The sequence below is a fragment of the Chitinophaga dinghuensis genome, assembly GCF_003259435.1.
Classification (GTDB): Bacteria; Bacteroidota; Bacteroidia; order Chitinophagales; family Chitinophagaceae; genus Chitinophaga; species Chitinophaga dinghuensis.
This window is the reverse complement of record NZ_QLMA01000001.1, coordinates 1,139,796-1,161,768: the sequence shown is the minus strand read 5'-3', so window position 1 is coordinate 1,161,768 and position 21,973 is coordinate 1,139,796. Positions and strand designations below refer to the sequence as shown.

The following is a 21,973-nucleotide window of genomic DNA, read 5'->3' as shown; positions in this document are numbered from 1 at the left end:
AGGGTATGCTGTACTTTATTCTACATCAATGGAGATATCTCCATTGGTACCAGAGGCTCTGATCTTAGGCGATTGCTCTGTTCCTCCATTAGCCAGGGCGGTATAGTCCCATTTAACAGATTTCTTGTCTGAAATTACATTTTTCAATTCCATACTGCCGGTTTTAATACCGCCATATACGAAGTGAAAATCCAGTTGTAAAGGCACTCTGCGGGCAAAAGTCAACTTCGCATCTGAATAGGTCATACGAATGTTTGCACCCTTGAATGTTGTGGCTATCTTACGTACTTTCAAATCGCCGTAAGTTAATGTCGCGGTCAGATCTTCCCGTAATCCTGCTGCCACTACATCTGTATAAGTACCCACCAGATTCAGGCTACCTACATCTTCCAGCTTATAATCATCATAAGTAGCTTTAATGGTTGCATCTCCCACAGCGCCAATTGCACAAGTACTGTAAGTAGAGACGGCCGACAAACTACGGATGCTTTCTGCTTTCATATCAGAGTAATTACTCCTCAGATTAACCGCTCCTGCTTTACCTATGCGCCCCTTGCTACAATAGTTTACTGTCAGTTGCACATCTCCTGCATCACGGATATCATAATTACCATAATTCAACGTGAACTTAATAGGAAATGTAATCTTGTCTCCCACAACCAGATCTCCGAAATTGTTGTCAAAAAATGCCATCTGCAACGATTGCGGAACATAGATGTCGTAATCTATACTCACATAATCTTTAGAATTCTTATTGCTTCCAAAGTTAAACCAGCGACTACCAGAACCACCCGGATTGTAGTCTGTACTCAGTGATACGCTGTTATCCACCTGCTTACCGCTGATGCTCACAGAACTTACAATATTCTGCGATTCTGCATCACTTTTACCAAAACCGGTGATCGTTACTGTTGCCTTTATTTCATTTTTGTTCCACGTGTGAATAACTATCTGTCCATACTTATTGCTCACTTTCAATTGTGCGCCATTAGATACACTGTAGGTTTTAACTTCTGTTCTCTTGAAGGCTTCGTCCCCGGTATTTCCCAGTGCAAGGAGGGGAAGTAAAAGGCATAATAGGAAACTAAATTTTCTCTTCATATTGCTTTTTTAAATCACCCGGAACTGCATGTTTGGCCTGCATCTCTTCCAGGATTTTGTCTAGTAGATCCAATTTCATTTGATAGTACCTGATGATGGCCGCGCGGATTCTTTCATTACCAGGATTATTTTTCAGCTCTTTCTCGAGCATTTTATATGTCTCATTTTTCAGCTCCAATTCCTTTAAGGCGGAACTGTCCAATCCCAACTCACCTGCCGGATAAGTTTTGATAGAATCCAATCTGGCTTCAATCCTGGAACTATAATATACCTGCGCTTCCTGCATCTCAGGAATCATCAGCGCTACGTCACTACGGGACTGCTTGTGCTTTACAAAGAGGAACAATACCCCTGCATTGATTAATAATAATGTTATCACGGCTGCTTTAAACCAATTTGATGACAACATTCTTACTACCCGGCCCTTTTCTTCCTTCTTACTCAGTTCCTTCTCCAACGCATCCCATATCCTGGGCGATGGTCCGGGCTGCTCAAAGGCCGCCCTGTTTTGTTGAATAAATTGCTCGAAATTGTCCGACATTAATTCATTAAGTTTTGCTGATTTACAATCTGTCTCACCTTCTCTTTTGCCCGCATATACTGCGTTTTCGCAGTCGATTCGGATATTCCCAGCATCTCTGCTATTTCCCTGTGGGAATAATTTTCAAAAAGATAAAGATTCAGCACCGTCCGATATCCTGTAGGAAGTGTGTCTATAGCCGTTTTAATCGCGGCTACCGTCCAACTGAACTGCACTTCATCTACCCCGTTATCCTCTGATACCTCCACATCTTCCACTTCTTCGAAGTAGACTTTCTTTTTGCGAAGATAATTCAGACAATGATTTACCACAATTCGCTTGATCCAGGCACTCAAACTGGCGCCACGTTCCAGCTTCTCAATACTGCGATAGACCTGTATAAATGCCTCCTGTAAGATATCTTCTGCATCACTAACGTGATTGGTCATACGAAGACAAATATTATACATTGCTGCGGAGTAGGAATCGTACAGCTCGCGAAATGCGCGAACGTCCCCCTTCTTGCAGCGGTCTACCACATTCTCGGCTAATAACGTTTGATTCAAGGTGTTTTCTGATGCTTTCATTATAAAGACAATGATTGTATGAAAGGTTGCACGCTCCAGAATTATTTTTTCGGGCGGGAGGGTCTCTTATCAGCAATACCCAGAGCGTATTTGTGACTTACATTATTAAATATCAGTATACTATATAGACAATCGGGATCTTATATAAGCAAGATATTTTTTTTCAAATGTAACGTCAATCTCCCTATAACATCGGCCAAATTCCACCAACTTCCTGTTTTCTGTGACGAAATGAAAAAAACGCGGTCCAAAAACATTGAAACCGCGCTTTTCCATCCTTATATATACCTAAAAAACCTTTCCTGGTACGCGGATTAATTGCCTCCCTTTACACGATTCTGCTCATCCTGTAAGCCTGTTCTACGATCACGGGCGGCTTTTACATTTGTATTTCCAAAACGATAGTTGAAGGAAAGTCTTACCTGTCTTGAATCCCAAGTGTTGTGAATGGCGGTAGACATACCCGCATTATCAAATGATCCTCTGAAATACTGGGTACGGAACAAGTCGGTTACATTCAGCTTGATAGTACCTTTTGATTTCAATACTTTCTTCTGTAAACCCAAATCCAGACTCCACATAGACTTCATACGGAATAACTCGTTATCAGAGATCTGTGGAGACAGATAAAACACAGCCGCTTCTACAGTCAGGGTTTTAGTAAGACTAAATGTCTGCTGCGTACGACCAAAATAACCTACTGCATTCATATTCACATGGTTGTCGTTTACGTATGCCTGGTAAGCATTGTAATAGACAGACATCGTGGTGTAACTGTTCCACCATTTGGTAATCGGAAAAGGTGCAGCAATACTCAAACTCAGGTTATCAGATTTTGCTACGTTCATGTATTTGTAACGTAATACGGTAGTATCACCTGTTGCCGGGTCTCTGTCTGCTTCCAGTATACGCATCATCATATCTTTTGTATGGATATAACCTACTGTTGTGATCAGGAAATCCTTAAAAGTATGAGACAACTCGAAATTGTTGGAATACTGTGGCTTCAGATAAGGGTTACCAGCTTGTTTGGTATATCTGTCGATATAAAATTCAAAGGGATTCAGATCCTCATAGCTCGGACGTTGAATACGACGGCTGTAACTAAGACCGAAACTGTTGCTCTTATTCAGTTTGTAACTCATGGCCGCGCTTGGAAACAGATTGAAGTAGCTGGTATCATTCTTAATAGCGCCCTGCTGAGATTTACGCAGGGAAGTAGAGGTACCGGAAACATTTGTCTGCTCCGCACGAAGTCCCACCTGCACTTGCAATCTATCAAACTGCTGGCTGTAGTTCACATATGCCGCATTCACATTTTCTTTATAGATAAAGTGATTGGAACGCATGGTGTCTGCCACCCAGTTATTGGTACGTAAAGAGTCGAAACGCGCATCGTTATCAGAAGTCACGAAACTGCTTTTAGCACCCAATTCCAGTTTAGCTTTATTTTTCAACGGCTGCACATAATCCACTTTCGCCGTCTTAATGGTAATACTGGACTGTTGATTATTACGGGAAGTATCTGAACTGAAAGTTTGTTTTCCCAGCGCATCAGTAGTTAAAGCGCGGATGTCGGCAGGTCTTGCATCAGTATTTCTCGCATAGTCCAGGTCAATGTTCAATTCTTTCCCTGTAGAATCCAGAATACCACGATAGTTCACGTTGTAGCCACCTTTTCTCCAGCGACTTGAATTCGAGGAATTGGTATTCAGGATGGAATCCACCACACTACCATATCCCATTTTGGTAATTCCATTATTAGGAAGCTCCTGATTGCGGCCGGTCAGATCCACCAGTACCCCAATCGTATTTTTCTTATTGATGAAATAATCTGCTCCTACTCTGGCACCCAGGTATTTGGATTCGTTATCCATCAGATTATTCTGATCGAACACCTGCATACCTTTATCTTCTTCACGGGAACGGTATACGCCCAGATTCTGTCTGGTATGACGATAGTTGTTATTTAATGATCCGAACACATTGAATTTAGCATTCCGGTGGTTCAGATTCAGACTGGCATTATAACCAGGATAAGTGGCGAAAGTGCTACCTACTGTTACATTACCATTTGTTCCGAAGTTGGTGTTCTTCTTAAGTTTCAGGTTGATGACACCTGCATTACCGGCAGCATCATATCTGGCGGAAGGATTAGAAATCAGTTCAATCTGGTCCAGAGAGGTAGCTGGCATGCTTTTCAGCAGTTCTGCCACATCTGAAGAAGACATATTCGTTTGTTTACCGTCAATCAAGATAACCACTCCCCCTTTACCTTTCATAGAGATGTTACCATCTTTATCCACAGTGATATTGGGAGATTTTTCCAGGGCTTCCATGGCAGTACCGCCGGAAGTAGCAATGCTACTTTCAACATTTACCACCAGGCGATCCATTTTCTGTTCGATGAAAGGCCGGCGGGCAGTAACGTCTACTGCTTTCAGATTTTTGGCATTGGTAGTCAGTACCAATGGAGGGGCTGCAAAAGTTCCTTTAAGGTCAAAGCTATTGCTGTACACTTTGTTCATCCCAACAAAGGCGGCAGCAATAATATATTTTCCTTGCTTGATATTTTCGAATTCATACTTACCGTTAATGTCGGCGACCGCTCCTTTTACAAGGGAAGAATCGCTGGCTTTGAGAAGGGTTACAGTGGCAAATTCTACAGGTTTATCTCCGGCTTGCTTCACACTGCCGGTTACTTTGGTGTTGTTTTGAGCATGAGAGCTTAAAGCAGCGCAGATAACACTGGTTGTCAACATTATCGCTTTAAAAGTTGCTTTCATATATGGGCGGTTTAGGTATTTAGTACTTAGAATGTTTAAAGATCCTTGGTTTATATACTACAGTAGTTTAACAACTACAGTGTAAAAGTAGGTATTATGTATTGCATAGTACATAGTTTTACACAAACGGTCTGTAGACAGGGATGATTGGTAAAGTTTGTGATTATGACAGGAAGACGACTGATAATCAGGTATGTTTCAAACCTTTTGAAAAAAAATTAAGATTGTCGCAAAACAACCTTAAAGGGTATTCAATAGCTATAATAGAAGAAAACTGCATAAAATAAGAAAGGGACCACCTGCGATGGCAGGCGATCCCTTTCTGTTATATAATAATATATGTGGTTTCGGGAGATGTTAGTTTAAACTGGCATCGACTATTATTCTTGGCCTGGAGGGGGTGTAACGTTTATGAAAATACTGCATACCATAAACAAATAATACCAGGAATAGCATCACGGCTACAAATAACCAGCTATTATAGATGGCATCCAGTAAACTGGGCTTACCATTGAGCCCCATTGCGCCAATTGCCCCTGAATATTTCTGCAATCCGGAATGCATATGAATACTTGTTATCAGTTCCGGCATATATTTCATCATTTCGTCCAGCTGATCATAGTCGCCGAAGAAATTCAGGCATAGCTGACCACGAGTGGTCAATAATACTACCTCATAATTAATAATGCCTTTATCGGCGGCCGACTTCTTATAAATCCATGGATAATGTAATGCATGATGCTCCATGTCATAATGAGGAGGCAGCAGCCACTCCACCTGCATATGATGTTGTCGTTCTGCTCTACGTTCTGCTATTAAATGTTCATAGTCAAAAATGCGGGTGTAAACATCTTCCCTTATTGGTTCGTAGGTTACAGTCACGCCCCATGCCTGATTAGACATTGGGTTTACATCTTCTGGCAGAAACATACCTACAGTCCCACTGTGCACTTCATTATGCCAGAGGTCTTTCAGCAATGCATAACTGTCCTGTTGCTGCAGGTAACGAAAACCTTCGGGAACAGACATCTTTATACCTTCCGGTAATACCTGTTCTTTATGTTGCCATTTAAAATGGGATATAGCGGAATCTATACCGGTACCAAAAGCGGTAGAATGAATAATGAGGAAACAAAAAACCCAGCAAATACGATGCATACTTATAAAATTGGCATTAATAAAAACGTGGATTAATGGAACAATGGAAAAGCTACAAAAAGAATTTAGTGAATTGTTTGCGGTTAATAAGTGCTAGAATGAAGGTAGATAATTTGGTAACAGAAGTAATAACACGTTCAATGCATTTCTAATTGCATAAAAAAAACGACATCAAATGATGTCGTTTCTCAAATTTTCTATTGCTGTAATATATATATACAGGAATACTATTCAAATCGGATACTATCCAGTACATCCGGAAGTTCCTTTTGCAATTGTTCAAAAAATACTCTTTCTTCTTTTCTGATATGAGCCTCCAGGCTGTTGGCCAGGATGTCCATGTCCTCCTCCAGGTTGGCGCTGTCGGCCAACACTGCATACATGCCGGAAATAACACGGTGTTCTGCCTGTAGTTCAGCGATAGCTGCGTCAATACTGGCATTCTTACCGAAACACTTCTCAAATAAATGATCTTCTTTTTGGATGTGCGGCACCATCACTTCCTGGAATATGCGTACTACATATTCAAATTTGGCCTGCGTTTCCAAAGGGAACCCCTCATAGGAAGCGGCATTTTTCTTCAAATACCTGCACACAAACAAGAGTCGTTTGTGCTCATGTGACAGTGGTACTAATGTGGAATGTCTTTGCATATCTCGTTATCAGGAAACTGCTGTTGCTGTACTGTTGTTGTTTTTACGGCAATACCAGATCAATGCCAGACCACCAATTACCATCAATGCAGAAATTATTTCCGCCTGGGTAGGATGGAATCCGAATATATTATACTTGGTATTCACCCTGATTTTCTCTATAAAAAAGCGCTCTACACCATTCATTACCAGGTAGATGCCAAAAATAACCCCAGGCACGGTTATGCGTTTTCTGATGGCCCATAAAACGAGGAATAACCCGATACAGGCAATAATTTCATATAAAGGAGTCGGATATACTGCTATAGGCAGCACTTTGCAGTACTGACCGTCACAACCCGCCATTTGTACCCCTTCTCTTACCACATTGTGCGGATAGCCATAAGCGAAAAACCAATCAGGCATGAAACCCAATGATGCCGGCTTTTCAAAGGCTGCATGAGGAATTTTATCCAGGGAAGGATATTGATTCAGGAAGAAGGCGGAGTTCCGCTCCACTTCCGCTGAGAACTGAGCAGGAGCTACTTTCACTACTTTACCTACGCTATCCGTAGCATAGGCGCTATTATAAATACCCCAGTCGCCATCTCCGGAGAAATGACAACCCATACGACCAATACCATACGCCAGCATCAGTGCCGGAGCAGCGCTGTCGATCAGCTGTCTGATATTGATTTTCTTTTTGCGGGCATAATTAATAATTACAATTGCAGCTACGATCAGACCGCCGTAGAAAGTAAGACCACTGAAGGAAAGCAACGCTTCCACCGGATTGGCAATGAAATCGTTCCAGTTTTCCAGGTTATGGAAAATTTTTGCACCGATCAATCCCGCAATAGCAGCCATCACCGTAAAGTCAGGCACCCGTTGATGCGGCATCACGGTAACGATTTTCTCTTTCTGCTGCGTATTCTTTATAGTCTGTTGTCTTTTGTAAATCTTATATCCACCAAATGCGGCAGCCAGTAATATACCCGCCGGCCAGCTTCCCTGCCCGGACATAATATACCCCTGGAAATCCTGCATAGCAGTATCCCACTGGAAGAAAAGACCAAGGATTTTAAAACCAAGGATAAAACCTACGATGGCATTTACAATTATTTCCGGATTAGTAGCGGGTTGTCCTTCCAGTACTTTTTCCTGTACCCCTTTCAGCCAGCCCAGTTTTTCACGGCGCTTCAGCTCCTGGGTCAATACATAGGCGGCAGCAAGAAAAGCAATGGCAACAAAGAATCCAAAGGTTTGGAATAACTTGAGAAGTGGGATTTCCAGGCCGAACAGGTCCTTAAAAGCGTAATATAAATTAGGATACATAGCCAAAAAAAATTGGTGATCTGAGTTTTCCTATGAACAAAGCCGAATTTATCTAAAGGAAAATCAAACCACCAAAGTACGTAGCAAATTTGAATTTAAGAATTCAAATTTCTTAAGATTAGGTTAGCAATATTGTTCAAACGCATCTGCAAGGTTTGCCGCAATCATTTGAGCAGAGCGACCTTCAATCATATGACGTTCGATGAAATGCACCAACTGACCATCTTTGAAGAGGGCAATTGCCGGAGAAGACGGAGGATAAGGTAACAGATGCTCACGAACAGCTGCCACACCTTCCAGGTCAAAACCCGCAAAGCTGGTAGTCAGTCTGTCTGGCTTTTTCTCACTGTGAGCTACCGCCATCAGCGCGCCCGGACGTGCTGTACCTGCGGAACAGCCACATACAGAGTTGATCACCACCAGGGTTGTACCTGCTTGTTTCAATGTGTCGTCTACCTGTGCTTTCGTCAATAATTCTTCAAAACCGTAATCGGTCAGCTCAGCCTTTCTAGGCAGTACTAATTCCGCTGGATACATATAATAACAGTTTTTTTTAGTTGAAATTTCCAACAAAGTTAATCATTGCTATCCAAAATGTAAAAAAATGAACCCTAAGGTAGACTTTTTGACACTTCACAAACAATCAAACAGACATAATGGCATAATCTGTAACTATTTTACTAACAAAATAGCAGTTTAACTGGCATGGTATCCCATTTGATCTGTATCAGGTGTAAAACAAAATTAGAATTAACACCAAAAAAATAAGAAAGATTATGACACACGTAACATTCGGACCAAGAAGCATCAATGGACTGGTAGGTGATATTTTAAACAACGGCTGGAATAAAATTGCAAAAGACGATTTTCTCACCAACGATTATTTCACAGCACATCCTCCGGTAAACATTTCAGAAACCAAAGAAGGTTTTGTACTGGATGTAGTAGCACCTGGATTTAATAAAGAAGATTTTAAAATTAACGCAGACGCCAAGGCTTTAACCATCAGCGCAGAGAAAAAAGCAGATACAAAAGATGAGAACGAAAAGCAGGTTCGCCGTGAGTTCTCTTTCAAATCATTCAAACGCTCCTTCACCATCAGTGAAGCGATCGATACTGCGAAAATCGCAGCAAAATATGACAATGGTATCCTGAAAGTAACACTCCCTAAAAAGGAAAATACACAGGAAGCACCTAAATCAATCGTAGTTGAATAAGGGTTAGTTAATAGTGATTTCGTAGGAAAGAACTATCGAAATGGGGGTTTAGAAAGCAAAAGGGTCGCAGTAATGCGGCCCTTTTTTATGGCCCCTCTCCTACTATAATCGTGTATAATTCACACAAACGTTGAATCCCCGCATGGATTTTATGCAATAATTTGCTTTATCTAAGCTTGAAGTAATGATCAAATTCTTCAGGGGTACCTGGCTATTCATCAAGAGCATTTATTACCGTGCAGAAAATGCAGCTATTGCAGATGTGGTTAACCGTACCCATGACCTGTACGAACAGGCGAAAATAAAACTCCTGTTTGACTACATATTTTTTTACTGCCTGTCTCTCCTTCCGGTGGGACTTATGGCATTAATTACTGTTAATGAAGTGAATCTAACTTTGATTCCCTTCATGATGGGCATGTTGTTCATCTGCCTGTGGCTGTTGCGCAAAGGGCTGTCTGCCCGAATTGTGGGAACGCTCACTTCCATGACGACGCTTTTCATGCCATTACTGTCTTCCTTCTTCAATAACCAGGACGTCAGCCCGAAATACGCCACCATCTGGATGATGAGCGTGCTGCTTTGCTATATCACAGTTAATCTGACCACCTCCCTGATCTGGTCGCTGGTTATTATATTATATCTTGGCGCAGTTGCATATATTAAACTACATGGCATTGAAGTGTATGTTGCCTCCGGATTCTCCAGACCTTTTCAGTTTGTTTCCAATCCGATAGTAATGTCTGTCTACCTGCTGTTCATGATCAGATCAATGGGTATGTACTATAAGAATGTCATGGCCATGGAACGAAGACGTACGCTCCAACAGCAAAAACAGCAGTTGTCTCTCATCAATCAACATCTCACCAAACATTTCCTCCTGGTAAAAGGGTTCTCCAGATCTGGTAAAAATGCCTTTAATAACGGAGAACTCGAATTGCTGGAAGCCTGCTTTACGGAAATAGAAAAGGAATGCGCGATTGCGATCGATTACCTGAATGAATCCAAAGATGAGGAGAAAACGAAGGAGGAGCCACGCAAACCGATCAATACGCTAAAATAGTATGCTTTTGAGCGAAAAAACAGCCAGTGTTGACTTTTACTGCATAATACTACACGGAAGTGTGAGCATTTGCGTTAGTATTTGAGTGTCCCAAGATCAAAAAAATCGCTTCATTATCCACTTTTTTCAGTACTGCCTGGCTTCTTGGCCGACAACGTTCACCCTCACCATATTATTGTCGTATTATAAAAATTACAACTTTTTGGGCTTACCAGTAATTCCGGCTCGCGGTACCTTTGTACTGTTAGAAAATATTTAAAATATTCCTATTGTCCTTATACTGAGAAATAATCTAGATCTAACCTATGCCGTGATAGGGCTTTCATTCTTCATGAAAGCCTTTTTTTATGCCCTTTAGATGGCTATAAAAAAGAAGCCCCCCGAAAAATCGGGAGGCTTGCAGGATTACTAACCCATTATTTTAATAACCCAAAATCTTCAACATGCTCTGAGCGCTCTGCTCTTTCGCATAGAGCCAATCTTTCAGCTGACCGTTTTTATCATAACCAACGATCACGTGTTTAGGCGAAGGAATCAAACAGTGCTTGATACCGCCATAACCGCTGAGCTGGTCCTGATAAGCGCCGGTATGGAAGAAACCGATATACAGCGGCTCTTTACCTTCATTCTGCTTAGGCAGGAACACAGCATTTATATGCTCTTCAGATGTGTAAAAGTCATACCCGTCGCAAGTAATACCTCCCAGATGCACCTCTTGGTACTCCTGGTCCCATTTATTAATGGGCAGCATCAGGAATTTCTCCCCAATACCCCAGGTATCTGGCAGTGTGGTGATGAATGAACTGTCGATCATGTACCAGATCTCACGGTCATTCTGAATTTTTTCACCTACCACGCTATAGATAACTGCGCCGCTTTCTCCCACGGTGAAGGAGCCAAACTCTGTGTAGATATTTGGTACCGGCACCTTGTTTTTCTTACACATGGCTTTGATATTGGCTACAATCTCGTTAACGATATAATTGTAGTCATAGTCAAACCCAAGGGAGTGCTTAATCGGGAATCCGCCACCGATATTGATACTATCCAGTTCCGGACAGATTTTTTTCAGCTGGCAGTAAAGGTTGATAGATCTGTTCAACTGACTCCAGTAATAGATATCATCCTTTATCCCCTTATTCATAAAGAAGTGAAGCATTTTCAGCTCAAACTTCTGGTTACCTTTCAGTTTGTCTACATAGAACTCCAGAATATCTCTGGAGCGGATGCCCAGCCTGGAAGTATAGAAGTCAAAGGTAGGTTCTTCCTCTGCAGCTATACGAAGACCAAGCTTCACCTTCTCTTTCGTGACTCTGATGTTCTTCTGATACTCCTCCAGTTCCTCTTTATTATCCAGAACAGGGATTACGTTCTTAAACCCTGAATTGATCAATTTGGAGATAGCCCTGGTGTACGGCTTGGTTTTGAAACCATTACATATTACGTAGGTTTCTTTTGTCACTTTCTTACGTTCATACAGTTTATTGATAATATCAATATCGTATGCCGAAGAAGTTTCGATGTGGATGCCGTGTTTCAAGGTTTCTTCCATAATGAAAGAAAAGTGCGAACTCTTGGTACAATAACAGTAAAAATACTGTCCGTCATACCTGTTCTTCTTGATGGCATCATTGAACATCTTCTTGGCCTTGTTAATCTGCATTCCAATTTTGGGCAGATAAGTCAGCTTGAATGGTGTCCCGTACTTGTCGATCAACGCCTTAATATTCAGACCATTAAATTCCAGGTAGTTATCGTTTACATCGAATCCTTCCTGAGGAAATTCAAAAGTCTGCTTAACGAGGTCTGTGTAGGTGCTATTCATTTACTGCTGAGAATGAATTTTAGGAATGAGTAATAAAATTTAAACTTCAGGATAAATGCTCCTTTTCCTCGCTGGAAAACTCCTGGTTTACACACCTACGTCAGTTTGAACCCCAGCAAAATTGGTTGCAAAGCTAAATATTTTGTCGATTGCTGCAGTAATTTTTTTGCAAAATCACTACCGAGCAAACCGCAAATATACAAACAATTATAAGTCAGTTAATTAAATAAGATTATTTAATATTTTATTTTGACGATTTAATGATTTCGATCGACTGTTTTCCCTCGCAGAAAAGCAGGTCCAGGATACTGAGACCAGGAATGAATCCGGTACGGTCTTCAAATACTTGTGGATATTGAATTTCAGGATGTAGTACTTCGCCGGGAATTAATTTGTCACGCATATCTGTTACACCAGGTACTTCCTTTTGATAACCATCTGTAAATGATATTGTTTGACGGATACCCAGTTTATTATTCACCCATTCCAAACAAGCCATATTCCAGTCAATCAGAAAATCAAACTGCTTCTCATACAATGCCTCCAGCTCCGGCTCGTAATATTCAAACCAAGGAGACCGACGGTAAGCTGACACAAGCGTTTTCCAGTGGAGCGACTGCCATCTCTCTTCATTACTAATCCGAACATCCTTCATAATCGTCCGCTGGTTTTTCCCCTTCGTCAAAGGAACACTCAAAATCATTTTCCCATTTGGCCCCGCCAGATAACAACGGTTCCGGTAAGTCACCTTTTGGTAGTTCTCATATCTCTCCAATTGCAATATGTCGTGCTCAATTAATGTGCTGTAAAAATCAATTGATGGAAAATACTGTGATTCAATTAATAATGTTGAGTTATTTTCATTCACTGACATGTTGTCAAAATTTAGGCTCCCGTACCCGAAAATCTAGCTCCCGGGCACTACTGTTAGTTAAAGTTAAACGCTTAATAATTCACTTTAAGTAACTCACTGACAAATCATAGAAAATAAATAAATATGCTAATGTTGTTAGTATTTTACTTAAAGTCGGAATCTTTTCAAAAATGCAAAAATACTAAAGAAATTAGTCGCTTACGAATTGATTTTTAGCGACCTGTGCGGAGATTTCAAAGATAACGGTTTTCCCTAAAAACAGGCTTTTTTTATATAAATAATAAAATTTACTTATTGCCTCCCCTTCGTTAATTGTTTCCTAAAAACTTTCCCCTCCTTTGTGATACAATTCCTTTGAATTAGGTTTGGTGAAATTTTATTACAGGATACCATCATGAAAATATTCCGTGTTATATTGATTGTTTTTGCAATATGGGGAATCTCCTCCGCCTGCGAAAAAACAAAGGATTTACAGTTTGTAAGAGTAGCAGGGTTTGAAATGGGAGAGCTCGGCATGTCTAAAAGTACAGTCCGCCTGACACTCGCCTATTACAATCCAAATAACTACCAACTCAAACTCAAAGATGCCTCCTTCGATCTCTTCATCGACGATACGGAAGTAGGTCACTCCTCCCAGGATACCATCATCCAAATTCCGGCGAAGGATACTTTCTATTTTCCTGTAAAACTGGAAGTAAATATGGGTAATGTGCTGAAAAATGCTTTCGCTGCCTTCTCCAATAAAGAAGTAACCATCAAAGCAACCGGTAAGTGTAAAATAGGTAAAGGGGGCGTCTACCTGCCATTCCCTATTAAATGCGAAACCAAACAGGCACTCAACTTCTTCTGATAATTTTTCCTCTGTTTATATCCGGCTATGCCGGCAATCAAAATAAAATCCCCCTTCCGAAATGGAAGGGGGATTTTTATATTTTTAGGGAATTATCCCCGATTTAGTGCTTTTTCGGGTCCATTCCGCCACCATCTTCCGGCTTCTTACAGCATAATGGCAACTTATTGTAAGACTCAGTATTCGCAGTTACATTGTCTGCATCATACCCGCAATTGGCAATCGCAGTTTTGATATTCTCCACATTCGTTCTGTCGGTCCAATATTTCACCGTAGTAACATGTTTCTTGAAATCTACTTTGGAAGACTGTACCCCTTCTTCGCGGGACAAATATCTTTCAATACGATTCTTGCAAGACTCACACTGAACGGTTGGCGTATTGATTTTGACTGTCGCCAAAGACTTCTGCTGCTGGGCCGCTGCAATGCCGAAGGTTGCCAGCATCAGGACCAGAACTAATTTTAACGTACGCATATTGTTAGATTTACGCATCCAATATACAAAAAAGCCTATATATATATCGACTATTTACCCCATTGATCCGGAGCAGCTCTCCAGGCTTGTAAAGTAGCAATTTCATCTGCACTTACAATTCCCTTCTCTTCTGCCAGGGCAATCATCGCATTGTAGTTGCTCAGAGAGTGGAAAGGCACTCCCGCCGCTTCAAATGCTTTTACTGCTACATCAAAGCCATAATTGAAGATCGATACCATACCCACTACTTCTCCGCCAGCAGCACGAATAGCCTGAACAGCTTCCAGACTGCTTTTACCAGTAGAAATAAGATCTTCAACTACAACTACCTGCTGACCAGCCTGCAATACGCCCTCAATCTGATTACCCATTCCATGTTCTTTCGGCTTGGAACGAACATAGATAAATGGAAGCTTCAACTGATCGGCTACCAGTGCGCCATGAGGTATACCCGCAGTGGCTACACCCGCAATTACAGCAGCATCCGGAAAAGTTTCGAATACCACATTGCATAACTCGGATTTGATATAATCCCTTACATATGGATAGGATAATATCTTCCTGTTATCACAGTAGATGGGAGATTTCCAGCCAGACGCCCAGGTAAAAGGCTGGGCCGGACTCAACTTTACTGCCTGCACCTGCAGCAGCTTTTCTGCAACTTGTTTTTCGCTTATTTTAGTCATACAAGCGCCAAAATTATCGATTTAATTCGTAATTATTCCAGCATATCATATCTGAATTAATTCATCCGTATTACTTTTGCATCCATGCAAACGAACATCACGATATATCTCAACGAACGTCCACTACTGTTATGTCCAGGCCACGACGCTATCCCTGCTGGCTTCGAGGAAACAGCTATATACGAAGATCCCAGCACCGAAACCATCGACAAAGTATTACTTGAACTGGAAGAAGGTGAAAAACATCATGCTGTTTTTATCCGGGAAGATGTGAAGCAACTGCTGAAGAAAGTATCGCTACACTTTACGGTGCTGGTGGCCGCCGGAGGCCTCGTTACCAACCCGGAAGGGGAAGTGCTGATGATGTTCCGCAGAGGTAAATGGGACCTCCCCAAAGGCAAACAGGACCCAGGAGAAGACCTGGAAACCTGCGCCGTACGGGAAGTAGCGGAAGAAACAGGACTGCATACCATTGCACTGACAGGTAAACTGACGGAAACTTACCACTACTACCCGATGAAAAATAAAAAGGTGCTGAAACACACCTACTGGTATCACATGGAATTTACCGGCACGGAATTAACCGTTCCTCAAATCGAAGAAGATATCCTGGATATCCAATGGGTAAAACCACAGAACGTCAATAAATACCTCCAGTTCTCCTACGAGAATATCCGTGATGTATTTAAAGCCGCCGAAACAAAAGGCACTATCAGTATTAATTAATATTATAATGCATATTGTAGGGAGACACGAAGTCTCCCATCTGCTATTCCCCTGTGGTAATATCGATCAGGTATTTTCGCAGGGGAATACTTTCTTTCGTCCGAAACTCTTCTCCCAGCACCAACTGATAATGTTTATTAGGCAGTAAGTCCACATCCACAATAATTGCACTGGGGTTAGTCGTAAATCCAACTACCTTTTGCACCCGCATGACGGCGGATTCTCCTGCCGGTCCTATCTCAAAATTGCGGAATCGCTTATCCAGCGGCTGAGAAAACTGTATTACAATTTGGTGCTTACCAGGTGCTACAACACCCCCAAAACCTTTATCAAATCCTGAAATACTGCTAACCACCGGCCTGCTGGCTTCATACGCTGCCTTTAACACACTTACCGGCTGATCAAAGTAATGCGTGCTGTCTACAAACTGGTACAACAGTGATTCATTATTGTAATCCAGTTCTATCATGGATTTGATAGCGGCTTTCTTATCTTTTGCCTGTTCGTAGTATTTTTCACAGATGGCATAACCCATATAATAGCCCAGATCCCGCATTCCAAAAGCGTTCTTCGCATTATTATAAAGCCAGTTATCTGTAAATGGAGAGAACATACATTTTGAAAACGCCTCCTTTAACGCAATATCATTTGCTTTACCAAAGGCAATCGGCGGATTCGGAGAAGGAATACCCATCGCTTTAACGGCAACAAATTCCGCCACTCCTTCTATCACGCATTGTGTCAGCAGGAGCTCCCCAATAGTGCTTTTCTGCTGTGTATGTACATATTCATGTATATTCAGAAAAGGCAGATCTTTGATGGGATTAGAACTGAAGAAGGTCTTCAGATAACCTAACTGATCAGGGAACTCTGTTGTAACAACGGAAGAATCTGCCATCGCAATCTCCGCCCCAATCAGTACTTTGTCGGCCTGCGTAGTTCCGTTAGAACGCATAGCCCCCACCGTAAAATAGATCGATGCCGGTTTTGCCGGGTAAATCTTTTTGAATGCAGTGATGCCTTTCTGTATTTCCGCCGCATATTTATCCACCTTCATCATATTCGGACGAATGGTTTTCCAGAATTCCGGGTAACGGCGGATGGCATTCATATAATCCTTCACAGTATACCGTCTGGCCTCCATCATAGCTTTCAATCCGGCAGAGCCTTTGTCAAAATACATCGTCTGCAAAAGTGCTGCTTGCCGACTGCTATCAGTAGTAGCAGTGACAGCATCATAGGCATTCCAGAATAACGGAATATCAGTAGTAACAATGGGAGATTTCCCCTGGGAGAAAGCAGTAGTAACCGTAAAAACGCTCAGTAACAGGCAAATGGATTTCTTCATAATAGTTAGTTGGTCAATATTGCACGAAGCGACATCCTGGGATGTCGCTTCGTGTGGGTCTCCGCCTTCATCTGGACGGGTATAATAATAAAATCGGATTATTTTTTGGCGAGGATAGCCACCGTGAGTCTGCTTACACAGACCAACCGGTGCTGGTCATCTGTAATTCGGATATCCCAAACGTGACTGGAAGCGCCGATGTGCAATGGTCTGGCCGTTGCATGTACGTAGCCACTTTTAACCCCTCTGATATGATTGGCATTTATCTCCATACCAACACAAATTGACTTCTGCTGATCAATAATCAAGGCAGAGCCCACGCTGCCCGCAGTTTCCGCCAATGCTGCAGAAGCCCCGCCATGGAGAAGACCGTAAGGCTGTGTTGTTCTTTTATCCACAGGCATCATTATTTTCAGATAATCTGCTCCGATCTCTGTGAATTCCATTTCCAGGTATTCAGCCATGGTATTGCTACTCAACTCATTTAGCTGATCCAGTGATACATCCGTTGAATGCCAGATTGCTTTCATATGCAGCAGTTTTATTTTTGAAGACTTTTAATTCCTTCCAATACAGCGGCCGGTATAAACGGCGACACATCGCCACCATGGCGATGAATATCTCTTACCAGTGTAGAAGCGATACTCGCGTATTGCGGCGTACAGGTAAGGAAAATAGTTTCTACGGTTGGTTCCATGGTACGATTGACATCTGCAATCGCTTTTTCATATTCAAAATCGCCTACTCCGCGGATGCCCCGCAGAATAAAACGGGCATTGATCTTTCTGCAGAAATCAATGGTAAGCCCCTGATAAGAAGCCACTTCCACTCTGCTGTCATTCTTATAATGCTGGCGAATCCATTCCATCCGTTGTTCCAATGGGAACATGGGTTGTTTAGCGCTGTTATAGCCTATCCCGATAACCAGTTTATCGAAAAGATCCAGTGCGCGGTCAATTACATCTGTATGGCCCAGCGTGATCGGATCAAAGGTGCCGGGGAAAAGACAAATGTTCATAAAGGGTTCAGATTTGTTGGACCGATATCAGCGTTTCAGTTCTTCTCTGTTAATGAAGATGGTGAAAATAGTAGCGCCGTAATTTCTTTCTGTCCGGTAGTATGAATAATTTTTAAAATTGTTGTGATTGGTATGTTCGATGACCAGCCATCCTTCCGCTTTAAGCAACTGCCTTTCAAAAACTACCAGCGGCAATTTATCCAGCGTATCCATGGCATAAGGCGGATCTGCAAAGATGAAATCAAACTGTTCCGTACATTGCTGAAGATATTTAAAGACATCTGCTTTTACCACTTTCAAGGTAGTAATATCCAGGGCTTTAGCCGTTTTGCTGATATAATCCGCCATAGACGGGTCTTTCTCCACTACAGTCATATCTGTAGCCCCTCTGGACGACAGTTCATAACTGATACTGCCTGTTCCGCCAAAGAGATCCAATGTTTTTAAGGATGGAATATCCAGATTATTCTCGATGATATTAAAAAGACCACCTTTGGCGATATCTGTAGTAGGCCTGGTATTAGGCATTTTTGCCGGTGGCTGAAATCTCCTGCCCCCACTCGCTCCTCCGATTATACGCATAATGCTAACGCATACAAGTTGTGAAAATAATAGCCCGGTATTTCCTGCATCCTTCCGATGTAGTTGAATCCCGGCAGGCGTTGTGCCCATTCCAGATTCGGGATAAACTTGTACATTTCCTGGTAAACTGCGTTATCTTTTACCAGGGCGCCGGACAGCTTCACCTTCACCTGACGTTCATCCAGTTCTAATTGCCTTAAAGTGCTAATCAGCAAGTATACTGCGTCCAATCCAGTCTGGTATTCCCCTCGCTGCTGGATCAGCAATTTACCTCCTTTATAAACCGTGATGGTCACCGCATGACGTTGTACTTCCACAAACGCCACTCCCTTATCGCTGTAAAAGTCCAGGTCCAGCGGATAGGCCAACAGTAATGCGGAATTGGCGTGTAATACCAGATCCGAAGAGAATTCCTTACGCAGGAATCCTACCAGGTCTTTATCCAGACTGTAGACATTTACAAAAGGCTGACCATAAATGAGATCTGAAAGTACTGCTTCCTGTACTTTTTCTGGCTGCACTAAGTGCAGGTAATCCTTTTTGATGGCAGAATTGAAATATTGCTGAGGTACCAGTACACCGTTGCCGGTATCAAAAGACAGCAATACGGATTTAAAAGCGGTAAACAGCAGTTTATCTATTTCAAAAACCTCCTCAATCATCTCCAGGTCCGCCAGTGCAATTTTCTGCGGTTGGAAATGATAGGATTTCAATGCCAGGAATTTCTTTGCAACAGGCTCATACACCACATAGCTGAAAGTACCGGTACCTACCAGCACCAGCAGGTGGCAAGAGGTAAGATCGGTTTCCAGCAGCGTTTCATCGTCTACCGTAAATGCAGGATGGATGTTATAGGCCACAGGCATGTTATAGAATCTAAATGAAATACAATAATAAACTTTTTACTTTAATTGCCTCGCAGGAAGTATATCTTTGCCACTAGCAAGACTCGCACCATGCAACTGGAAGTATCGAACAGGGATATTATAAAGATAGCAGCTCCTATATGTCTGGCTCTCATCATTCCCCAGATTAACCACATGACGAATACCGCTTTCCTGGGCAGGCTCGGAGAATTTGAGCTGGCCGCCAACGGGATTGCCGGAATTTACTACCTGGTAATGTACATGATTGCCTATGGCCTCAATAACGGTATGCAGGTATTAATTGCCCGTAGGGCCGGACAACGCCACTATGGCGGGATAGGTCAATTATTTTCCAACGGATTAATGCTGGGTTTCTGTTGTTCCCTGGTGGCCATCTGTATTACTTTACTGGCCGCTCCTTATTTCTTTGCGCATAGTCTGCATAACCCTCAGATCTACGAAGCCGCCATTTCGTTTATTCGTATCCGTATCTGGGGACTTCCTCTGCTGATGATGCTAAGTATGGCCAATGCCTTTTACATAGGCAGCGGACATTCCAAGGTATTGGCGGTTACTTCTTTCTGCCAGGAAATCGTAAATATTGTATTTGATTATGGCCTGATCTTCGGTAAGCTCGGATTGCCCGCCATGGGCCTGAATGGCGCAGCCACTGCCAGCATTATTGCCGAAGCCACTGGTTTTACCGTAGCCTACAGTATATTATTTCTAAAGAGATACTATCTCACGTACAGCTTATTCAGCTATTTGCGACCATCCTGGGACATTCTGAAAAGTATCCTGAATGTTTCCGCACCTATTATTGTACAGTTCTTATTCAGTATAGGCAGCTGGTTTGTGTTTTTCATTTTCATAGAGCACCTGGGCGAGCGTCCGCTGGCTATTTCCAATATGCTGCGTAGCGTATTTGGCTTGTTCGGGATTTTCACCTGGGCATTGGCAGCCACTTGTAATACCATGGTGAGTAACTTAATCGGCCAAGGTAAACAGGACCAGGTGTTCAAAGCCATCCGCCGGATTTCGTTATACAGTCTGGCCTGTTCATTGGTAGTATGTGCCCTGGTAAACATTTTCCCTTATACCCTGTTGCATATTTACACTACTGATGCAGGACTGATTGCAGACTCCATTCTGTCTATCCGGGTTATCTCTCTCAGTACTTTGTTGATGGCCGTTTCGGCGGTAGTCCTGAATGGCGTGACCGGTACGGGGAATACCCGTATGAACCTGATAACGGAAATAGTGGCAGTAATTGGGTATTTGATCTATTGTGATATAGTGATAGAGCGTATGCGGAGTCCATTACATCTCGCTTGGGGGGCCGATTTCTTCTACTGGATTATTATATTTATTATGAGTGTCTGGTATCTGAAAAGTGGGCGTTGGAGAGGAAAAGCGATTTAGTGATTACTATAAAAAGAAAGGACCTGCATCATGCAGGTCCTTTCTTTTTATAGTAAGTTTTTTTATTGCAGGTCGTCCAGCATTTTCTTGCAATCTGCTTTTATACTGGCATCATCGTAGGTGAGGTTGCGTAATGTCAGCGCTTTTTTCAGTACTTCAATGGCTTTATCGGATTGGTCGTTGGCTTTGTAAGCTCTGGCCAGTTCGTAGTAATTAAGAATGAAGCCTGGATCTAGCTGGCGGCATTTCTCATAGTTAACGATTGCATTGGCGAGAGAGCCGTCTGGTAGTCCGCCGAAGAGCATTTTTGCGGCGCCTCTTTCAAACACGTTGAGGTTGGCTACTTCGTAGTTCCACTTTCCCAGTACATGGTAGGCGGGGCCCATTTGCGGATCAAATTTAATGGCGAGTTCCGCGTATTTTTTCACGTCTTTGGAGGCGGCTACTTTTTCTTTCGCGCCGGAGATGAGTGCCATTCGTCCCATAGCAACGGCCATTGCATAGTTGGCCGTGGCGCTGTTGGGATTTACCTTCAGGGCGGAGGCAGCGTAGTCTTTAGCCTGATTGAACCAGGTTGTTTTTGTGGATTTATCTTTCTGGCGATTGCCGATGCGGGAAGCCATTTCACTGGCTTGTACCAATGCGTCCAGGTTGGTAGGTTGTATTTTCAGTATTTCTTTATCCTTATCAAACGCCTCCTGTTCTTTCATTTGTGTTTCCAGTTGTTTGGCCTGGGCTACCATCTCTTCCACCGTTTGGGCTTTGGTGATCAGGGTTGCCAGGAGCAGCAGGGAAACAGTAAGCATCTTTTTCACCATAGGACAGGTTTTAAGTTTAAAGAATTTGTTGATTAACCTATAGCTATAAAACTACGAAAATAACAAATTAAATCCCGCATGGTT

23 protein-coding genes are annotated in these 21,973 nt (G+C 42.4%); 5 read left to right on the top strand and 18 right to left on the bottom strand.

Annotated features, from left to right (window positions below):
* Positions 1 to 15: 15 nt before the first annotated feature.
* The 8 genes from CLV59_RS04765 to CLV59_RS04730 all read right to left on the bottom strand — a co-directional run bounded on the left by CLV59_RS04765 (position 16) and on the right by CLV59_RS04730 (position 8,656).
* Positions 16 to 1,101: a hypothetical protein gene (locus CLV59_RS04765; protein WP_111590844.1), complete on the bottom strand. Its 1,086-nt coding sequence runs from the start codon at positions 1,099 to 1,101 to the stop codon at positions 16 to 18.
* Complete coding sequence (locus tag CLV59_RS04760; protein WP_111590843.1) at positions 1,085 to 1,642, bottom strand: hypothetical protein; 558 nt, start codon at positions 1,640 to 1,642, stop codon at positions 1,085 to 1,087. Before CLV59_RS04760 ends, CLV59_RS04765 begins: the two co-directional genes overlap by 17 nt.
* The gene (locus CLV59_RS04755) at positions 1,642 to 2,208 is read right to left on the bottom strand and encodes an RNA polymerase sigma factor (RefSeq protein WP_111590842.1); all 567 of its coding nucleotides are present in this window, start codon (positions 2,206 to 2,208) and stop codon (positions 1,642 to 1,644) included. The genes CLV59_RS04760 and CLV59_RS04755 overlap by 1 nt, the downstream gene beginning before the upstream one ends.
* 314 nt (positions 2,209 to 2,522) lie before the next feature.
* Positions 2,523 to 4,994, bottom strand: a complete 2,472-nt coding sequence (locus CLV59_RS04750) for an outer membrane beta-barrel family protein (protein ID WP_111590841.1) — start codon at positions 4,992 to 4,994, stop codon at positions 2,523 to 2,525.
* A 357-nt stretch (positions 4,995 to 5,351) separates the two neighbouring features.
* Positions 5,352 to 6,152 carry a DUF2167 domain-containing protein gene (locus tag CLV59_RS04745; protein WP_111590840.1) on the bottom strand — a complete coding sequence of 267 codons (801 nt, stop codon included), beginning with the start codon at positions 6,150 to 6,152 and terminating at the stop codon, positions 5,352 to 5,354.
* 227 nt (positions 6,153 to 6,379) lie between these two features.
* The gene (locus tag CLV59_RS04740) at positions 6,380 to 6,805 is read right to left on the bottom strand and encodes a hemerythrin domain-containing protein (protein ID WP_111590839.1); all 426 of its coding nucleotides are present in this window, start codon (positions 6,803 to 6,805) and stop codon (positions 6,380 to 6,382) included.
* Positions 6,806 to 6,814: 9 nt separating this feature from the next.
* Positions 6,815 to 8,119 (bottom strand): prolipoprotein diacylglyceryl transferase, encoded by a 1,305-nt coding sequence (locus CLV59_RS04735; RefSeq protein WP_111590838.1) that lies wholly within the window; start codon positions 8,117 to 8,119, stop codon positions 6,815 to 6,817.
* A gap of 123 nt (positions 8,120 to 8,242) precedes the next feature.
* The gene (locus tag CLV59_RS04730) at positions 8,243 to 8,656 is read right to left on the bottom strand and encodes a BrxA/BrxB family bacilliredoxin (RefSeq protein WP_111590837.1); all 414 of its coding nucleotides are present in this window, start codon (positions 8,654 to 8,656) and stop codon (positions 8,243 to 8,245) included.
* 239 nt (positions 8,657 to 8,895) lie between these two features.
* Here CLV59_RS04730 and CLV59_RS04725 point away from each other — a divergent pair, with 239 nt between their 5' ends.
* Positions 8,896 to 9,336 carry an Hsp20/alpha crystallin family protein gene (locus CLV59_RS04725; protein ID WP_111590836.1) on the top strand — a complete coding sequence of 147 codons (441 nt, stop codon included), beginning with the start codon at positions 8,896 to 8,898 and terminating at the stop codon, positions 9,334 to 9,336.
* Positions 9,337 to 9,520: 184 nt separating this feature from the next.
* Positions 9,521 to 10,399, top strand: coding sequence for a hypothetical protein (locus CLV59_RS04720; protein WP_111590835.1), 879 nt, complete (start codon positions 9,521 to 9,523; stop codon positions 10,397 to 10,399).
* Positions 10,400 to 10,820: 421 nt separating this feature from the next.
* Here CLV59_RS04720 and CLV59_RS04715 read toward each other — a convergent pair whose 3' ends face one another.
* A complete protein-coding gene (locus tag CLV59_RS04715) occupies positions 10,821 to 12,224 on the bottom strand; it encodes a type III PLP-dependent enzyme domain-containing protein (RefSeq protein WP_111590834.1) in 1,404 nt (467 codons plus the stop codon).
* Positions 12,225 to 12,468: 244 nt separating this feature from the next.
* Positions 12,469 to 13,098 (bottom strand): WbqC family protein, encoded by a 630-nt coding sequence (locus tag CLV59_RS04710; RefSeq protein WP_111590833.1) that lies wholly within the window; start codon positions 13,096 to 13,098, stop codon positions 12,469 to 12,471.
* Between the two features lie 394 nt (positions 13,099 to 13,492).
* Between CLV59_RS04710 and CLV59_RS04705 the strand changes: the two genes are divergently transcribed.
* Positions 13,493 to 13,948, top strand: coding sequence for an LEA type 2 family protein (locus CLV59_RS04705; RefSeq protein ID WP_111590832.1), 456 nt, complete (start codon positions 13,493 to 13,495; stop codon positions 13,946 to 13,948).
* A gap of 103 nt (positions 13,949 to 14,051) precedes the next feature.
* On the opposite strand, the gene CLV59_RS04700 is transcribed toward CLV59_RS04705, so the two are convergent.
* On the bottom strand, positions 14,052 to 14,423 hold the full coding sequence (locus CLV59_RS04700; protein WP_111590967.1) for a heavy-metal-associated domain-containing protein: 372 nt from the start codon (positions 14,421 to 14,423) through the stop codon (positions 14,052 to 14,054).
* A gap of 50 nt (positions 14,424 to 14,473) precedes the next feature.
* On the bottom strand, positions 14,474 to 15,109 hold the full coding sequence (gene pyrE, locus CLV59_RS04695) for an orotate phosphoribosyltransferase (protein WP_111590831.1): 636 nt from the start codon (positions 15,107 to 15,109) through the stop codon (positions 14,474 to 14,476).
* A gap of 84 nt (positions 15,110 to 15,193) precedes the next feature.
* Between pyrE and CLV59_RS04690 the strand changes: the two genes are divergently transcribed.
* Positions 15,194 to 15,835 carry an NUDIX hydrolase gene (locus CLV59_RS04690; protein WP_111590830.1) on the top strand — a complete coding sequence of 214 codons (642 nt, stop codon included), beginning with the start codon at positions 15,194 to 15,196 and terminating at the stop codon, positions 15,833 to 15,835.
* A gap of 43 nt (positions 15,836 to 15,878) precedes the next feature.
* Here CLV59_RS04690 and CLV59_RS04685 read toward each other — a convergent pair whose 3' ends face one another.
* The 5 genes from CLV59_RS04685 to CLV59_RS04665 form a co-directional block, all read right to left on the bottom strand.
* The gene (locus CLV59_RS04685; protein ID WP_111590829.1) at positions 15,879 to 17,183 is read right to left on the bottom strand and encodes a hypothetical protein; all 1,305 of its coding nucleotides are present in this window, start codon (positions 17,181 to 17,183) and stop codon (positions 15,879 to 15,881) included.
* Positions 17,184 to 17,281: 98 nt separating this feature from the next.
* The gene (locus CLV59_RS04680; protein WP_111590828.1) at positions 17,282 to 17,713 is read right to left on the bottom strand and encodes a hotdog fold thioesterase; all 432 of its coding nucleotides are present in this window, start codon (positions 17,711 to 17,713) and stop codon (positions 17,282 to 17,284) included.
* Between the two features lie 11 nt (positions 17,714 to 17,724).
* The gene (gene coaD, locus CLV59_RS04675; RefSeq protein ID WP_111590827.1) at positions 17,725 to 18,201 is read right to left on the bottom strand and encodes a pantetheine-phosphate adenylyltransferase; all 477 of its coding nucleotides are present in this window, start codon (positions 18,199 to 18,201) and stop codon (positions 17,725 to 17,727) included.
* A 27-nt stretch (positions 18,202 to 18,228) separates the two neighbouring features.
* Complete coding sequence (locus CLV59_RS04670) at positions 18,229 to 18,783, bottom strand: RsmD family RNA methyltransferase (protein WP_111590826.1); 555 nt, start codon at positions 18,781 to 18,783, stop codon at positions 18,229 to 18,231.
* Complete coding sequence (locus CLV59_RS04665) at positions 18,774 to 19,649, bottom strand: DUF3822 family protein (RefSeq protein ID WP_111590825.1); 876 nt, start codon at positions 19,647 to 19,649, stop codon at positions 18,774 to 18,776. Before CLV59_RS04665 ends, CLV59_RS04670 begins: the two co-directional genes overlap by 10 nt.
* 90 nt (positions 19,650 to 19,739) lie before the next feature.
* On the opposite strand from CLV59_RS04665, the gene CLV59_RS04660 reads away from it, so the two are divergent.
* Entirely contained in the window at positions 19,740 to 21,071 is a 1,332-nt protein-coding gene (locus tag CLV59_RS04660; protein ID WP_111590824.1) for an MATE family efflux transporter, read from the top strand.
* A gap of 62 nt (positions 21,072 to 21,133) precedes the next feature.
* Here CLV59_RS04660 and CLV59_RS04655 read toward each other — a convergent pair whose 3' ends face one another.
* Positions 21,134 to 21,889 (bottom strand): tetratricopeptide repeat protein, encoded by a 756-nt coding sequence (locus CLV59_RS04655; RefSeq protein ID WP_111590823.1) that lies wholly within the window; start codon positions 21,887 to 21,889, stop codon positions 21,134 to 21,136.
* Between the last annotated feature and the right edge of the window lie 84 nt (positions 21,890 to 21,973).